This is a genomic window from Caulobacter segnis (assembly GCF_023935105.1).
Lineage (GTDB): Bacteria > Pseudomonadota > Alphaproteobacteria > Caulobacterales > Caulobacteraceae > Caulobacter > Caulobacter segnis_B.
In genome coordinates, this window is record NZ_CP096040.1 from 2,067,641 (window position 1) to 2,082,584 (window position 14,944).

The 14,944-nt window shown below is 69.1% G+C and carries 18 protein-coding genes and 1 pseudogene; 15 read left to right on the plus strand and 4 right to left on the minus strand.

The window, feature by feature from the left end; genetic code table 11:
• The first annotated feature begins 64 nt into the window (after nucleotides 1–64).
• From MZV50_RS10165 to MZV50_RS10175, 3 genes are all read left to right on the plus strand, one after another.
• A complete protein-coding gene (locus MZV50_RS10165) occupies nucleotides 65–1,081 on the plus strand; it encodes a DNA-directed RNA polymerase subunit alpha (protein WP_184720769.1) in 1,017 nt (338 codons plus the stop codon).
• Between the two features lie 198 nt (nucleotides 1,082–1,279).
• Nucleotides 1,280–1,693 carry a 50S ribosomal protein L17 gene (gene rplQ, locus MZV50_RS10170; RefSeq protein WP_066684384.1) on the plus strand — a complete coding sequence of 138 codons (414 nt, stop codon included), beginning with the start codon at nucleotides 1,280–1,282 and terminating at the stop codon, nucleotides 1,691–1,693.
• Nucleotides 1,694–1,876: 183 nt separating this feature from the next.
• Nucleotides 1,877–2,503 carry a CC0125/CC1285 family lipoprotein gene (locus tag MZV50_RS10175; protein ID WP_252634401.1) on the plus strand — a complete coding sequence of 209 codons (627 nt, stop codon included), beginning with the start codon at nucleotides 1,877–1,879 and terminating at the stop codon, nucleotides 2,501–2,503.
• Nucleotides 2,504–2,526: 23 nt separating this feature from the next.
• Here MZV50_RS10175 and MZV50_RS10180 read toward each other — a convergent pair whose 3' ends face one another.
• Genes MZV50_RS10180 through MZV50_RS10190 form a run of 3 tightly spaced genes read right to left on the minus strand, consistent with a single transcriptional unit; the run spans nucleotide 2,527 to nucleotide 4,801 of the window.
• Nucleotides 2,527–3,075, minus strand: a complete 549-nt coding sequence (locus MZV50_RS10180) for a sugar O-acetyltransferase (protein WP_289781914.1) — start codon at nucleotides 3,073–3,075, stop codon at nucleotides 2,527–2,529.
• A gap of 2 nt (nucleotides 3,076–3,077) precedes the next feature.
• Nucleotides 3,078–3,905: an ABC transporter permease gene (locus tag MZV50_RS10185; RefSeq protein WP_252634402.1), complete on the minus strand. Its 828-nt coding sequence runs from the start codon at nucleotides 3,903–3,905 to the stop codon at nucleotides 3,078–3,080.
• Nucleotides 3,905–4,801 carry an ABC transporter ATP-binding protein gene (locus MZV50_RS10190; RefSeq protein WP_252634404.1) on the minus strand — a complete coding sequence of 299 codons (897 nt, stop codon included), beginning with the start codon at nucleotides 4,799–4,801 and terminating at the stop codon, nucleotides 3,905–3,907. The genes MZV50_RS10185 and MZV50_RS10190 overlap by 1 nt, the downstream gene beginning before the upstream one ends.
• A gap of 165 nt (nucleotides 4,802–4,966) precedes the next feature.
• Here MZV50_RS10190 and MZV50_RS10195 point away from each other — a divergent pair, with 165 nt between their 5' ends.
• Both MZV50_RS10195 and MZV50_RS26700 read left to right on the plus strand, forming a co-directional pair.
• Nucleotides 4,967–6,211: an alkaline phosphatase family protein gene (locus tag MZV50_RS10195; RefSeq protein WP_252634405.1), complete on the plus strand. Its 1,245-nt coding sequence runs from the start codon at nucleotides 4,967–4,969 to the stop codon at nucleotides 6,209–6,211.
• Between the two features lie 7 nt (nucleotides 6,212–6,218).
• Nucleotides 6,219–6,305: pseudogene (locus MZV50_RS26700) on the plus strand (hypothetical protein); the annotation flags it as partial.
• Nucleotides 6,306–6,310: 5 nt separating this feature from the next.
• On the opposite strand, the gene MZV50_RS10200 reads toward MZV50_RS26700, so the two are convergent.
• Entirely contained in the window at nucleotides 6,311–6,967 is a 657-nt protein-coding gene (locus MZV50_RS10200; RefSeq protein ID WP_252634407.1) for a class I SAM-dependent methyltransferase, read from the minus strand.
• Nucleotides 6,968–7,041: 74 nt separating this feature from the next.
• Here MZV50_RS10200 and MZV50_RS10205 point away from each other — a divergent pair, with 74 nt between their 5' ends.
• The 10 genes from MZV50_RS10205 (at nucleotide 7,042) to MZV50_RS10250 (ending at nucleotide 14,865) form a co-directional block, all read left to right on the plus strand.
• Nucleotides 7,042–7,746 carry a helix-turn-helix domain-containing protein gene (locus MZV50_RS10205; RefSeq protein WP_252634409.1) on the plus strand — a complete coding sequence of 235 codons (705 nt, stop codon included), beginning with the start codon at nucleotides 7,042–7,044 and terminating at the stop codon, nucleotides 7,744–7,746.
• A 46-nt stretch (nucleotides 7,747–7,792) separates the two neighbouring features.
• The gene (locus MZV50_RS10210; protein WP_252634411.1) at nucleotides 7,793–8,251 is read left to right on the plus strand and encodes a VOC family protein; all 459 of its coding nucleotides are present in this window, start codon (nucleotides 7,793–7,795) and stop codon (nucleotides 8,249–8,251) included.
• Between the two features lie 9 nt (nucleotides 8,252–8,260).
• Nucleotides 8,261–8,596 carry an MmcQ/YjbR family DNA-binding protein gene (locus tag MZV50_RS10215; protein WP_252634412.1) on the plus strand — a complete coding sequence of 112 codons (336 nt, stop codon included), beginning with the start codon at nucleotides 8,261–8,263 and terminating at the stop codon, nucleotides 8,594–8,596.
• Nucleotides 8,593–8,922 (plus strand): ArsR/SmtB family transcription factor, encoded by a 330-nt coding sequence (locus tag MZV50_RS10220; protein ID WP_252634414.1) that lies wholly within the window; start codon nucleotides 8,593–8,595, stop codon nucleotides 8,920–8,922. The genes MZV50_RS10215 and MZV50_RS10220 overlap by 4 nt, the downstream gene beginning before the upstream one ends.
• A complete protein-coding gene (locus MZV50_RS10225) occupies nucleotides 8,919–9,413 on the plus strand; it encodes an SRPBCC domain-containing protein (protein ID WP_252634415.1) in 495 nt (164 codons plus the stop codon). Before MZV50_RS10220 ends, MZV50_RS10225 begins: the two co-directional genes overlap by 4 nt.
• On the plus strand, nucleotides 9,410–10,660 hold the full coding sequence (locus tag MZV50_RS10230; protein ID WP_252634416.1) for a TCR/Tet family MFS transporter: 1,251 nt from the start codon (nucleotides 9,410–9,412) through the stop codon (nucleotides 10,658–10,660). The genes MZV50_RS10225 and MZV50_RS10230 overlap by 4 nt, the downstream gene beginning before the upstream one ends.
• A 97-nt stretch (nucleotides 10,661–10,757) precedes the next feature.
• Entirely contained in the window at nucleotides 10,758–12,188 is a 1,431-nt protein-coding gene (locus tag MZV50_RS10235; RefSeq protein ID WP_252634418.1) for a Do family serine endopeptidase, read from the plus strand.
• A 39-nt stretch (nucleotides 12,189–12,227) separates the two neighbouring features.
• Nucleotides 12,228–13,529, plus strand: coding sequence for a replication-associated recombination protein A (locus MZV50_RS10240; protein ID WP_252634420.1), 1,302 nt, complete (start codon nucleotides 12,228–12,230; stop codon nucleotides 13,527–13,529).
• Nucleotides 13,526–14,341 (plus strand): RluA family pseudouridine synthase, encoded by an 816-nt coding sequence (locus MZV50_RS10245; RefSeq protein ID WP_252634421.1) that lies wholly within the window; start codon nucleotides 13,526–13,528, stop codon nucleotides 14,339–14,341. The genes MZV50_RS10240 and MZV50_RS10245 overlap by 4 nt, the downstream gene beginning before the upstream one ends.
• A gap of 11 nt (nucleotides 14,342–14,352) precedes the next feature.
• On the plus strand, nucleotides 14,353–14,865 hold the full coding sequence (locus MZV50_RS10250) for a CC0125/CC1285 family lipoprotein (RefSeq protein WP_252634423.1): 513 nt from the start codon (nucleotides 14,353–14,355) through the stop codon (nucleotides 14,863–14,865).
• Nucleotides 14,866–14,944 lie beyond the last annotated feature (79 nt).

The window sequence follows — 14,944 nt, forward strand, 5'->3', positions numbered from 1 at the left end:
ACTAATCTCCTTCGCCGGCTGCGCAAAACGCGGCCGGCGAGCCGCGTTCAAGGGACCCGACCACGTGATCGAAAGAAACTGGAACGAGCTGATCCGTCCTGAGAAGCCGCAGATCGAAACCGGCGCCGATGCGACCCGCAAGGCCCGTATCGTCGCCGAGCCGCTCGAGCGCGGTTTCGGTGTGACGCTCGGCAACGCCCTGCGTCGCGTTCTGCTCTCGTCGCTGCAAGGCGCCGCCGTCACCGCCATCCAGATCGATGGCGTGGTGCACGAATTCTCCTCGCTCGAGGGCGTCCGCGAAGACGTCGTCGACATCGTTCTGAACATCAAGCAACTGGCCGTTCGGATGCATGCCGAAGGCCCGAAGCGCATGACCCTGCGCGCCACGGGCCCCGGCCCGGTGACCGCTGGTCAGATCGAAACCCCGGCCGACATCGAAATCCTGAACCCCGACCACGTGCTCTGCACGCTGGACGACGGCGCTTCGGTGCGCATGGAGTTCACGGTCAACACCGGCAAGGGCTATGTCCCGGCCGACCGTAACCGTCCGGAAGACGCGCCGATCGGCCTGATCGCCGTCGACGCCCTGTACTCGCCGGTCAAGCGCGTCGCCTATCGCGTCGAGCCGACCCGTCAGGGCCAGTCGCTGGACTACGACAAGCTGATCCTGGAAGTGGAAACCAACGGCGCCGTCACTCCGGTGGACGCCGTGGCCTACGCCGCCCGGATCCTGCAGGACCAACTGCAGATCTTCATCACCTTCGAGGAACCGAAGGCCAAGTCGGCCGACGAATCCAAGCCGGAACTGCCGTTCAACCCGGCCCTGCTGAAGAAGGTCGATGAGCTGGAACTGTCGGTCCGTTCGGCCAACTGCCTGAAGAACGACAACATCGTCTACATCGGCGACCTTATCCAAAAGACCGAAGCCGAGATGCTCCGCACCCCGAACTTCGGCCGCAAGTCGCTGAACGAGATCAAGGAAGTGCTCGCCGGCATGGGTCTGCACCTCGGCATGGACGTGCCGAACTGGCCGCCGGAGAACATCGAAGACCTGGCCAAGAAGTTCGAAGACCAAATCTAAGAACCTCGAAGCCTAACGCGCTAAATCCGGGCCGCCTTTCCTTCCTCGGAAGGGAGGGCGGCCTGGGCCTTATGAAGCCGCAACAGCGGTGGAGGGCCCCGGCGCTTCGCTCTGACCCGGTCGGGACGGACCAGGATTGGTGACAATCAGGCGCTCATTCGTTTGCGCCGCTCGGGCTGATCGCCCAGGAGATAGAAAATGCGTCACGGTAAGGCTCACCGTAAACTCGGCCGCACCTCGGCTCACCGCACCGCCATGTTCGCCAACATGTCGGCCTCGCTGATCAAGCACGAGCAGATCGTCACCACCCTGCCGAAGGCCAAGGAACTGCGTCCGATCGTCGAAAAGCTGGTCACCCTGGCCAAGCGCGGCGACCTGCACGCCCGTCGTCAGGCCATCAGCTCGGTTCGCGACGTCGAACAAGTCGGCAAGCTCTTCGCGGTCCTCGGCCCGCGCTACAAGGACCGTCAGGGCGGCTACATCCGCGTCCTGAAGGCCGGCTTCCGCTACGGCGACAACGCCCCGCTGGCCGTCATCGAGTTCGTCGACCGCGACGTCTCGGAAAAGGGCAAGGACTCCGGTCCGGTCTACACGAACGAAGCCGAAGACTAAGATCTTTCAGGTTCGCCTGAACGCGAGGGCCCCGGAGAAATCCGGGGCCTTTTTCGTTGGCGACAAAGCTCTTCTCCGGAGACTGCGCTGATACCGTCGGGACCTTGCCAACAAGGTCTCGGTTTGTGGGCCGGGGCGTTCGCGTATTGACCTCAGGATCCCGCTGCGAGAGGGCTTGTAACGATGACGCACCGCGCTTTCGTCCTGATCGAAACATCTGCCGAGCGCTCGCCCGGCAAGGCTGTCCTGTCGGCGATCGCCTTGGCGATGGCCCTAACCGCCTGCGCCACGCCGTCCGCTTCGCCCACGGCGGCCGCCGAGCAGCAGCCTGGCGCATTCTCCGAGGCGCGCCTCGATGCTGACCGCTATCGCGTCATGCTCGTCGGGCAGCGCCAGGAGCCGCGCGAGACCGTCCAGCTGGCGCTGTTGAATCGCGCCGCCGAACTGACGGTGCGCGAGGGCTACGACTGGTTCGAGACCACCGATCAAGGCGCGCGCGTTCAGTCGCGATTGGTCGCCGGATCCAGCCCGATCATGCAGCCGGGTTTCATGTGGGGCGGCGGCGAGGGGTTTCTGCCTCGGTCTTGGCGCGACACCGGTCCGCGCTGGGGCAGCGGATGGCGAGACTGGGATCCGTTCCTGGGCGAACCGTCCTTCGCGAACCGCGGCCAAGTCCGGGCTACGGACCTAGTCGTCGCCGCGGCCGTGATCGTGCTCCACAAGGGTGTCAGGCCCGCGGATACTACGCAGGCCTACGACGCAAGAGCGCTTCTAGCGCGGAGCCGTCCGTCGGAACCCGTGCGCCCCTGATCCAAATCGTCGGACGGAAGAGCTCAGCCCTTCGGCTTCACCGGCCGCGCCGGATTGCCGACCACGGTCGCGCCCACCGGCACGTCGCGGGTCACCACCGCGCCCGCCCCGATCACCGCGTCGTCGCCGATCGTCACGCCGGGCAGGATGATCGCGCCGCCGCCGATCCAGACATTGGCGCCGATGTGGATCGGCTTGCCGGACTCCAGGCCCGCGCGGCGCTCGACCGGATCGCGCGGATGGTCGGCGGTCAGGATCTGCACACCCGGGCCGATGGCCGTGGCCGCCCCGATGGTGACTTCGACCACGTCCAGGATCACGCAGCCGAAGTTCATAAAGACGCCGTCGCCCAGCCTGATGTTGTAGCCATAGTCGACGTGGAAGGGCGCCCGGACGGCGACGTTCTCGCCGACCGCGCCAAGGCCCTCGACCAACAGGGCGGGGCGCTCGTCCAGCTTGGAGGCGTTGTAGCGGTCCATCCACGCCTGGGCGGCGCGCTGGTCGGCCTGGATCTCGGGATCGGCGGCGCTGTAAGGCTCGCCGGCCAGCATCCGCTGCTTCTGGGTCTTCACGCTCACTCCTTGGTCAGGTCCTGGCGGCGGAACAGCAACACCGCGCCCCCGGCCAGCACCGTCGTCCAGGCCAGCAGCGCGATGAGGGCGGCGCCCGCGGAATTGGACGCCTGGCCCAGTTGGGCGGGATCCAGCAGGGCCGCGCGCAGCAGGTCGGCGTCGAAGACGGGCAGGGCCAGCAGCTTCCAGCTGGGCTGGCCTTCCTCCATCAGCCGCAACGAACTGGCCAGCACGGTCTGGACGACGCGTACGCCAAGGCAGGCGATGACCACGCCCAGGGTCGAGCGTGACAGCACGCCCACGCAGGCCGCCAGGGCCGCCAGGGTCATGGCCTCCAGCCAGGTGATGGCCAGGACCCCGAGGATGTCGAACGGCCCGCGCTCGAACATCGAGAAGCTCAGGGTCTTGCCGTTGATGCCCGCGCCGATCACGCCGGCCGCCGCCGACAGCACGGCGGTCAGCACCAGGCTCCAGAACATCGCTTCGCCGACCACGATCAGCTTGGCCAGCAGCAGGTTCTGGCGGGTGTTGCGCGGGGTCAGCAGCCGCCAGGTCTCCCAGCGATAGTCGCCGGCCAGCACGGCCGCCGCGCCGATCATCAGGAACAGGGCGTCGAAGGTCGAAAAGCCCGTGGCCAGCGCCTTGATCACCTGGTCGACCAGGCCGATCCCGACGCCGGGCATCGGCTTCTTGATCACGTGGCGCATGAAGAGGTCGCCGCCCACACTGAGGACGAACCCCACCAGCGGCGCGAAGCAGAAGCCCCAGAACATCGTCGAGCGGTCGCGCAGCAGGCGGAAGCGTTCGGCGGCGATGGCGTCGGCGAGCATCAGGCGGCTCCTTCGCTCTGCAGGGTCTTGAGATACACGCCTTCCAGGTCGACCTCACGCCAGCGGGCTTCGACGATGTCGACTCCGGCCGTCACGAGACTCCGGATCAGCTCGGGAGCTTCCTCGCGGGCGATGTCGGCCAGGACCGCGTCGGGCCCGTCGGCCGCGCCCCGGCCGCCCAGCACCGCAAGCACCTGGGCGACGGGCGAGGAGACGGTGATGCGCAGGCGGGCCTCGCCGGCGGTCAGCTCGGCGACGCCGCCCTCGGCCACGACCTTGCCCTTGGACAGGATGGCGACCCGGTCACAGACCCGGCGCACCTCGTCCAGCTGGTGGCTGGCCAGGATGACGGTGACGCCCTCGCGCTTGGCCAGGTCGACGATCAGGGCGCGGATTTCCTGGATGCCGGCCGGGTCCATGCCGCTGGTCGGTTCGTCCAGGATCACCAGCTGGGGTTTGGTCAGGAACGCAGCCGCCAGGCCCAGGCGCTGCTTCATGCCCACCGAGAAGCCGCTGGTCGAGCGGTCGGCGGCGTGGGTCAGGCTGACCCGCTCCAGCCAGCCGGCGACGTCGGCGGTTTTAGCGCCGCTCTCCAGGGCCAGCATCGTCAGGGTGTCGCGGGCGGTCAGATAGGCGGGATAGCGCGGCGTCTCGATCATCGAGCCGACCTTGCGCAGGGCGGTGATGTCGCCGGCTGGGGCGCCAAAGAGGCTGGCCGAGCCGCTGGTCGGCCGCACCAGGCCCAGGGCGATGCGGAACAGGGTGCTCTTGCCGGCGCCGTTGGGGCCCAGGACCCCGAACACGCCACCGGCGGGAATGGCGAGCGAGAAGTCGTCGAGGGCGCGCACCGCCCCGTAGGTCTTGGTGAGGCGGTCGGCCTCGAGGGCGATCGACATGCGAGATTCCCGGGCGCCGAACGACTCGGCTCGACGCGGGGACTATGGCGAGGCGCCGGGCATGCGCCAAGTTAAGAGCCGGTCATGGGACGGGGCGCGATTGTCATATGCGCGCAATCTCGTGGCGTGATGAGGTCGGTTCAGTTTCGCCGCGTGAGTCTTTCCATGGTCGTTCGCCGTCTCGCACGCCTGGCCCTGGGCCTGGTTCTGGCCCTCGCGGCGGCGAGCGCTCCCGCCCTGGCGCGCGAGACGGCGCCGCACCTGACGATCCTGGTCTCGCTGGACGGCTTCCGCGCCGACTATCTGGATCGCGGCGTGACGCCGAACCTGAAGGCCCTGGCCGACGACGGCGCGCGGGGCGCCATGCGGCCTTCGTTCCCCAGCCTGACCTATCCGAACCATTACACCCTGGTGACCGGCAAGCGGCCGGATCACAGCGGCGTGGTCGGCAACGAGATGGAGGACACGGTGATCGGCGGGCCCAAGTTCAAGATGAACGGCCCGACCGCCAACGATCCGCGCTGGTGGAACCAGGCCAAGCCGTTTTGGGTCTCGGTCGAGCAGCAGGGCAAGAAGGCCGCGGCGATGTTCTGGCCCGGCTCGGAGGCCGAGATCGACGGCGTGCGGCCCACGCACTGGGTCAAGTACGACAGCAAATTCCCGTACGACGCCCGCATCGACCAGGTGCTGGCCTGGTTGGACGGCGCCGACGGCCCGCCGCTGGCCTTCACGACGCTGTATTTCGACGCCGCCGACACCGAGGGACATCACTACGGGCCGGACTCGCCGGAGCTGCGCGCCGCTCTGGTCGAGGTCGACCGGCAGGTCGGGCGCCTGATCGAGGGCCTGAAGGCGCGGGGGCGGTTCGAGGCGACGGACATCATCGTGGTCGCCGACCATGGCATGGCGCCGTTGCCGGCCGCCCACCGCGTGGTGCTGGACGACCTGGTCGACATGTCCAAGGTCCATCTGGTCACCAAGGGCGCGGTGACCAGCCTGTCGGCGGCGCCGGGTCACGAACGGGCCGTCGCCAAGGCGTTCCTGTTCAAGCCCCTGCCGCACATGACCTGCTGGAGGAAGGCGGCGATCCCGGCCCGCTTCCACTACGGCCGCAACAGACGCGTGCCGGCCATCGTCTGCCTGTCGCAGACGGGCTGGTACACCACCACCCTGGAAGCCAGGGCCAAGCCCGGCAAGTGGGACAATGTCGACGGCGGGGCGCATGGCTTCGATCCCTATGACCCGCTGATGCGCGCGGTGTTCGTGGCCCACGGGCCCTCGTTCAAGCCGGGCGTGGTCCTGCCGCTGTTCGACAATGTCGACGTCTATCCGCTGCTGGCCCGGATCACCGGGGTGACGCCCGAGAGGGGCGATGGTTCGCTGGCGATTGTTGGTCGAGCGCTGAGGTAGCCGAAACCTCGCCCTTCGACAGGCTCAGGGGGAGGTTTCTACTGAGGCGTCCGGGAGTAGTCCTCACCCTGAGCTCGTCGAAGGGCGAGGACGGCCCCGCTAGCCCGCCCGCATCGCATAAAGCGAGATCGACCCCGTCGGCGTGGCGATCCGGTCCAGCTCGCTCACGGCGGTGAGGCCGCTGGCGCGCATCAGGCCGGGCAGGGCGCCGGTGGCGTTGAACTCGGTCCGCTCGAAACCGTCCACGGCCTGGACCATCCGGAACAGCAGCCGCATCAGCCCGCGCTGGCGGCCGTAGTCGGCGATCAGCACCCGGCCGCCAGGGCGCGACAGTCGCGCCATGGCCCGCAGGATCGCGCCCTTCACCGGCGCGTCGCACTGGTGCAGCACCAGGCTGGAGATCACCGCATTGGCGACACCCTGGCCGAGCAGGACGTCGGCCTGGTCGCCCAGGCCCTGGATCCACTCGATCCGCGCGCCGGCGCGCTCGGCCTTGGCGCGGGCGATGGCCAGCACGGCGGGATCCGGATCGATCCCGACGACTCGCGCGAGCGGCCGGGCGCGCTTGATGGCGATGGCCTGTGAGCCGGTGCCGCAGCCAATGTCGACGATGGTTTCGCCGTCGGCGGGCGCCAGGGCCGCTAGCAGCGCGCCACGCCAGCGCCGCTCGCGGGTCGCCAGCGAGACGACGAGGTCGTAGGCGCCCGTCAGTTCGGGCCGGCCCAGGGCGGGCACATATTGGACTTGTCCGGTCATGCGAGGTCCTCCAGATCTTGAACATGGCGGACCTCGCGGCGGGGTCTTGGACCGAACGCTTGCGGGGAGGCTGCATGGGCGCGGCGGGATGGTCCGGACAGGTCTGGATCGGCCGAGACTGGTGGGGCTTCGAGGGCGTCGGCGGCGAGTCGCGGGCGCACGGCCATCTCTGCGCCCAGGTGGTGGCCGGACTGGACGCCCCCGTTCGGGTCGAGGCGCAGCATGGGATCATCGAGGCGTGGGCGGTCGTCATTCCACCTGGCGCGCGACATCGACTGCTGGATGCGGATGGTTCGATGCGCGCGATCTATCCGCGGCCCTTGGGACGCCTGGCCCGACGCTGGGGCGTGGCGCGCTGGTCCGGCGTCACCGCCGCTCCGGACGCGTGGAGGCCTCTGCTGGCGAGCGGTCGCTTGGCCGAGATGGTGGACGCCGAGGCAGCGCTGGGCGAGGCCACGGCGATCGATCCCCGCTTGAAACAGGTCCTGGACGAGCTTGGCGGCGATCTTGGCCTGGCGGATCTGGCCGCCCAGGTGGGGCTGTCGACGGCGCGGTTGCGGGCGCTGGCGCAGGCGGAGCTGGGCGCGCCGCTGGCGCACTGGCGGCTGTGGTTACGGCTGGAGACGGCGCTGTTACGCCTGCGCGCGGGGGAGGGGCTGGCGATCGCCGCCGCCGAGGCGGGCTTCGCCGACCAGTCGCACCTGAACCGGGCCATGGGCCGCTTCTTGGGTATTACGCCCCTGACCGTCGCGCGACTGCTGAACCCCTTGCCGAGATAGTTTCGATATGCGTTAAATATTGTCGTTCATTGGAAGGAATTCCGCCATGTCCGACTCTCGCCCCGGCCTGGTTTCGGCCCTCAGCTATCGCGATCCCAAGGCCGCCATCGCCTTCCTGGAAAAGGCGTTCGGGTTCGACCTGAGCCTGCTGATCGAGGACGCCGAGGGCAACCTGGCCCACTCGCAGATGGAATATGCCGGCCACCGCGTCATGATCGGCAACGAGTGGAGCGAGAACCACGCCAGCCCAGCCTCTGTGGGGCTCAAGAACACCCAGTCGGTGCACATCTACATCGCCGCCGACGTCGACGCCCATTGCGCGCGCGCCCAGGCGGCGGGCGCCGAGATCATCGCGCCGCCCGAGGCCCAGTTCTACGGCGCGCGCACCTATCGCTGCCGCGATCCCGAGGGACACATCTGGACGGTGTCGGCCGACGTCGAAGTGGTCTCAACCGACGAGATGGAAAAGCGCAGCGGCCTGACCATCGCCGTGGGCAAGGGATGATCTCGCACCATGATCACTGAAGGCGACTTCCGCCGGCTGGCCCTGTCGATGCCCCAGGCGATAGAGCGTTCGCACATGGGCACGGTCGATTTCCGATGCGGCCGGATCTTCGCGACCCTGGGCAATCCGGACGCCGCCTGGGCGATGGTCAAGCTGACGCCGGACCAGCAGGAGATGCGCGTGGCCGCCGAGCCGGACGTCTTCGTCCCGGTCCCGGGCGGCTGGGGCAGGAACGGGGCGACCCGCCTGCGTCTGGCGGCCTGCGACGAGGCGACGGCGCGCGGCGCGCTGCTGGACGCCTGGCGCAACGTCGCGCCCAACACGCTGCGGGACGCTCAAGGGTGAACGAGGCGCTCGATCGCACCTTGGCGGCCCTGGCCGACCCGCATCGCCGGCGAACGGTCGACCTGCTGCGCGAGCGGCCGCGCCGGGCCGGCGAGCTGGCCGAGAGTCTGGGCCTGACCCCGCCGGCCATGAGCCGGCACCTGCGGGCCCTGCGCCAGTCGGGCCTGGTCGAGGAAAGCCATCCCGAGTTCGACGCCCGCGTCCGCGTCTACCGCCTGCGGCCCGAGCCGATGGCGGCTTTGAAGGCCTGGCTGGAGGCGGCGGAGGATCACTGGGTCGACCAGCTGTCGGCCCTGAAGGCGCATGTGGAGAACCAGAACCGGTGAGCTCCAGGATCGTGGTCGCCCTGCGCATCGCCGCGCCGCCGGAGGTGGTGTTCGACGCCTTCACCGGCGATATCGCCCTGTGGTGGCGGCCCAACACGCTGTTCTCGTTCACCCCGCGCTCGCCTGGCGTCATGGCCTTCGAGGGCGGCCGCCTGGTCGAGCGTCTGGCCTCGGGCAAGGTGTTCGAGGTCGGCCAGGTCCGCGTCTGGGAGCGCGGGGCGCGACTCGTCTTCGGCTGGCGGCAGGCCAGCTTCGCCCCCGGCATGGACACCGAGGTCGAGGTCCGCTTCGAGCTGGTGGATGAGGGCACGCGCGTGACCGTCGAGCACCGCGGCTGGGACAGCGTGCCAGCCGAGAACGTGGCCCGGCACACCTTTCCGAACGCCGTCTTCCTGCAGCGCCACGCCGAGTGGTGGCGCGCCCTGCTGGTGGGGCTTGCGGCTCGGGCGAACCGTGTCCAACTAGAGCGCGCCGGGGAGGGCGAGCCATGAATCAACCGATCTCGGGAAACCGGCGCCAGGCCGCCCTGGGCTTCATCTTCGTCACCGCGACCATGGACGTGCTGTCCCTGGGCGTGATGATCCCCGTGCTGCCCAACTTGGTGAAGATGCTGGGCGGCGGCGATACCGCCGCGGCGGCCGACTGGGTCGTGCTGTTCGCCACCACCTGGGGCGTGATGCAGTTCTTCTGCTCGCCGATCCTGGGTCTGATGTCCGATCGCTTCGGTCGCCGACCGGTGATCCTGACCTCGATCTTCGGCCTGGGCGTCGATTTCCTGTTCATGGCCTTCGCGCCGAACCTGTGGTGGCTGTTCGTCGGGCGGATCTTCAACGGCATGACGGCGGCCAGCTTCTCGACCGCCTCGGCCTATGTCGCCGACGTCACCACCCCGGAGAACCGCGCCAAGGGGTTTGGCCTGATGGGCGCGGCGTTCGGCGTCGGCTTCACCTTCGGCCCGGCGCTGGGCGGGTGGCTATGGCAGTTCGACCATCGCGCGCCGTTTCTGGTCTGCGCGGCCCTGGCGCTGTGCAACTGGCTGTACGGCTTCTTCGTGCTGCCGGAGTCCCTGCCGCCCGAGCGCCGCCAGCCGCGCTTCGACTGGAAGAAGGCCAATCCGGTCGGTTCGCTGCATCTGCTGCAGCGCCATCCGGGCCTTCTGGGCCTGGCGGGCGTCGGCTTCCTGTTCCAGCTGGCCCACAACGTGCTGCCCAGCGTGTTCGTCCTCTATATGGGGTTCCGCTACGGCTGGTCGCCGGCCACCATCGGCCTGACCCTGATGGCCAGCGGCGTCTCGGGCATCATCGTCCAGGCGCTGGTCGTCGGGCGGGTGGTCAAGGCGGTGGGCGAGCGCGGCGCGCTACTGATCGGCCTGTTCTCGGGCTTCGCCGGCTTCATGATCTACGCCCTGGCGCCGACCGGCTTCCTCTATCTGTGCGGCCTGCCGCTCTTCGCCCTCTCGGGCCTGATCCAGCCGGGCCTGCAGGGGCTGATGACCCGTCGCGTGCTGCCCAACGAGCAGGGACAGCTGCAAGGCGCGAACTCGGCCATGATGGGCATCGCCTCGATCGTCGGACCGCCTCTGTTCCTCCTGCCGTTCGCCTTCGCCGTGCGCCACGACGCGGCCCTGCACCTGCCGGGGCTGCCCGTGCTGATCGCGGCGGCGTTGATGTTGGCCGCGACCGCCCTAGCTTATGCCAAGGCGCGCCCCGCGCCCGCCCCGGAACCGCAGGCGGCGTGAGGCCTTAAGCCCCCGTGAGGCCTTAAACCTAGACCGAAACGCCTTAGACTCGCCCGAAAGCTGGGCTGAGTTCGCGGGGAACCGTCAGGAGCTGTACTTGAAGACCATGCGCCCCCTTCGCGCCCTGTTGCCCGTCGTCGTCCTGCTGGCCGCCTGCTCGAACCCGACCGGCCAGACGCAAGCCCAATCCATCCCCGGCATGCCGGCCCCGACCAAGCGCGCTCCGGCCGACGCGACCACCATGAAGATGTCCTTCTCGCCCGTGGTGAAGAAGGCCGCTCCGGCCGTGGTCAACGTCGCCAGCCGCCGGATCGTACGCCAGCGCGTCGACCCGTTCTGGGACTTCTTCATGGGCGGCGGAGGCGGCGGCGCCCAGGTGCAGGGCTCGCTCGGTTCGGGCGCCATCGTCCGCGCCGACGGGGTGATCATCACCAACCACCACAACATCGAAGGCATCGTCGAGGGCAAGGGCGACATCACCGTCCAGCTGGCCGACCGACGCGAATTCCCGGCCACCGTGCTGCTGGACGACCCGCGCGCCGACTTGGCCGTGCTGAAGATCGACACCAAGGGCGAGAAGCTGCCGGTCATGGCCATCGACGACCAGGAGCAGCTGGAGGTCGGCGACCTGGTCCTCGCCATGGGCAACCCGTTCGGCGTCGGCCAGACCGTGACCAACGGCATCGTTTCGGCCCTGGCCCGCACCGACGTCGGCGCGGCCGACTTCGGCAGCTACATCCAGACCGACGCGGCCATCAATCCCGGCAATTCGGGCGGGCCGCTGGTCGACATGGACGGCGACCTGGTCGGCATCAACACCTTCATCATCTCGCGCTCGGGCTCGTCCTCCGGGGTCGGCTTCGCCATCCCCGCCGCCGTGGTGCGCCAGGTGGTGGCCACGGCCCTGGGCGGCGGCCACAGCGTCGTGCGGCCCTGGCTGGGCGTGGAGGGCAAGCCGGTGACCGGCGACATCGCCCGGGCCTTGGGCATGTCCATTCCGCGCGGCGTGCTGGTGGCCCAGGTCTATCCGGGCTCGTCGGCCGACCGCGCCGGCGTGAAGGAGGGCGACATCATCCTGTCGATCGACGGCCGAGCGGTGAACGACCAGGGCGGCGGCGCCTTCGCGATCGGCACTCACAAGGTTGGCGATCGCGTGCCGATGGTGATCCAGCGCAACGAGAAGGAGCAGACCATCACGGTCCGCGCCGAGGCCGCCCCCGAGATCCCGGCCCGCGACGAGCGCGCCATCGCCGGCAACAACCCGTTCAACGGCGCGACGGTGCTGAACCTCTCGCCCGCCGTGGCCCAGGACCTGGGCGTCGACCCGTTCGCGGGCAAGGGCGCGCTGGTGACCAAGATCGCCCCCGGCTACGCCCAGAACTGGATGCGCCCGGGCGATTTCGTCCGCTCGGTGAATGGCCGGCAGATCAACAGCGTCGCCGACCTGGCCGCCGCCGCGGCGACCAAGCCGCAGCGCTGGAACATCACGATCGAGCGCGGCGGCCAGCTGATCCAGGCGCAGTTCTAGGGTTTGGAGCCCATGCCGGCGGCCTGCTAGAAGGGACTCATGTCCGATCTCTTCCAGGCCGCCGGCCTGACGCCTCATGCGCCGGCCCCGCTGGCCGACCGGCTGCGGCCCCAGAGCCTCGACGAGGTGGTGGGCCAGCAGCATCTCCTGGGTCCCGAAGGCCCCATCGGCCGCATGGCCGCGGCCCATCGCTTGGCCTCGATGATCCTGTGGGGGCCGCCCGGCACCGGCAAGACCACCATCGCCCGCCTGCTGGCCAAGGCTGGGGGCTATGAATTCCAGCAGATCTCGGCGGTGTTCTCGGGCGTCGCCGACCTGAAGAAGGCGTTCGAGCAGGCCCGCGCGCGCCGCATGGCCGGCCAGTCGACCTTGCTGTTCGTCGATGAGATCCACCGCTTCAACCGCGCCCAGCAGGACGGTTTCCTGCCGTTCGTGGAGGAGGGTATCGTCACCCTGGTCGGCGCCACGACCGAGAACCCCTCGTTCGAGCTGAACGGCGCTCTGCTATCCCGCTGCCAGGTGTTCGTGCTCAAGCGCCTGACCGAGGAGGCGCTGGAGCAGCTTCTCCAGCGCGCCGAGACGGCGGAGAGCCGGCCGTTGCCGATCGATGCCGATGCGCGTGCGGTGCTGGTGTCGATGGCTGACGGCGACGGCCGCTACCTGCTGACCCTGGCCGAGACCCTGTTCTCGATCGGGACCGACAGCCCGCTGAACCCGACCCAGTTGGGCCAGTTCCTGCAAAAGCGCCGCCCGGCCTACGACAAGGACCGCGAGGAACACTACAACCTGATCTCGGCCCTGCATAAGTCGGTGCGCGGGTCCGATCCGGATGCGGCCCTCTACTGGCTGGCGCGGATGCTGGAGGGCGGCGAGGACCCGCTGTTCATCGCTCGCCGGCTGGTGCGCATGGCCAGCGAGGATATCGGCGCGGCCGATCCGCTGTCCCTGCTGCTGACCACGGCCGCCAAGGACGCCTACGACTTCCTGGGATCGCCCGAGGGCGAGCTGGCCTTGGCCCAGGCCGTGGTCCACATGGCCAGCGCGCCGAAGTCGAACGCCGTCTACAACGCCTACAAGGCCGCCCGCCGGGCCGCCAAGGAGACCGGTAGCCTGATGCCGCCGTCGCACATCCTCAACGCCCCGACCAAGCTGATGAAGTCGCTGGGATACGGCGATGGCTACGCCTACGACCACGATGTCGAGGGCGGTGTCTCGGGCCAGAACTACTTCCCGGACGGCATGGAGCGCCGGCGGTTCTATGAACCCAAACCGGTCGGCGCCGAGGCCAAGGTGCGAGAGCGCTTGGAAGCCTGGGGCAAGGTGCGTAAGGACGGCAAATGAGCAGTCCGAAATTCCGCCGTCCCCCCGGCGTCGCCAAGCCCAAGGCCGTCGAGTGCCCGATCACCCTGACGCCCGAGGAGGTCGAGGCGGCCAGGTCGTGGGTGTTGTACGAGGACGAGGCGATCATCGTGCTGGACAAGCCGGCGGGCCTCTCCAGCCAGGGGGGGCGGATCAAGGCCCATACGCTGGACGACCTGCTGTGGGCGTTCGCCAAGCCGGGCAAGGCTCGGCCTCGGCTGATCCACCGGCTGGACCGCGACACCTCGGGCGTGATCCTGACCGCCAAGACCAAGCCTGGGGCGGCCATGCTGGGCGAGGCCATGATGGCCAAGCGGTTCCGCAAGAGCTATCTGGCCATCGTCGCGCCGGGCGCGCCCGAGCCGAAGGGCGGGATGATCGACAGCCCACTGCGCCGAGAGTCCATTGGTCGCGAGGCCTATATGCGGGTCTGCGAACTCGACCATCCCGACGCCGAGACCGCCCGTAGCCGCTATCGCACCCTGGCCCACAACGCCACGGCCGCCCTGGTCGAGCTGTCGCCCGACACCGGGCGCATGCATCAGCTGCGCGTTCACATGGCCTCGATCGGTCGGCCACTGGCCGGCGACAGCCGCTATGGCGGGGCGCTGATGCTGGGCGGCGCGGCCGTCCCGCGCCTGATGCTGCATGCCGCACGCCTGACCTTCCCGCATCCGCTGGGCGGCGAGCGCAAGGTCACGGCCCCGCTTCCGTCCGATTTCAAGGCCATGCTCGAGGCCCTGGGCCTCGCGGTTCCGGAACAGCCAGGTTCCGAGACCGTTGATCAGGTCTGAAGAGGTTCGCCATGAAGATCTCGAAACCCCTGATCGCCGCCGCCCTGTCGGGCCTGCTGCTGACCGCCTGCGCGACGTCCGCCCCGACCACCTATCGCGCCCAGATGGGCTCGCCCAACGACGTCGGATACTCGGAGTACCGACTGGAGGCCGGCCGTTATCGCGTGACCTTCCAGGGCGGCCCCGGCGCGCCCGAGGCCCAGGTCGCCGACTACGCCCTGCTGCGCGCGGCCGAACTGGCCCTGCGCGACGGCTATGACTGGTTCCGGGTCGCCGATCGCTCGACCACCTCCAGTGGCTACGATCGCGGGCCGCGCATGTCGGTGGGGGGCGGCTCGGCCAGCTTCGGTCGCCGATCCAGCGTCGGCCTAGGCTTGGGCACCAGCTTCAACCTCGGCCCTGGCCCGTCCTTCTCGCGTTCGATCGAGGTGGTGTTCGGCAAGGGCGCGACGCCGCGCGATCGCGACGCCTATGACGCGCGGGACGTGATCAAGAACGTGGGCTACGGCCGCCAGCGGACGTGATCCGCTTCCCCGGCGAAAGCCGGGGCCCAGATGGAGAGCGCCGAAGTAGGCTCTAAGAGCTCAGCGCCAGTCCCCGCAC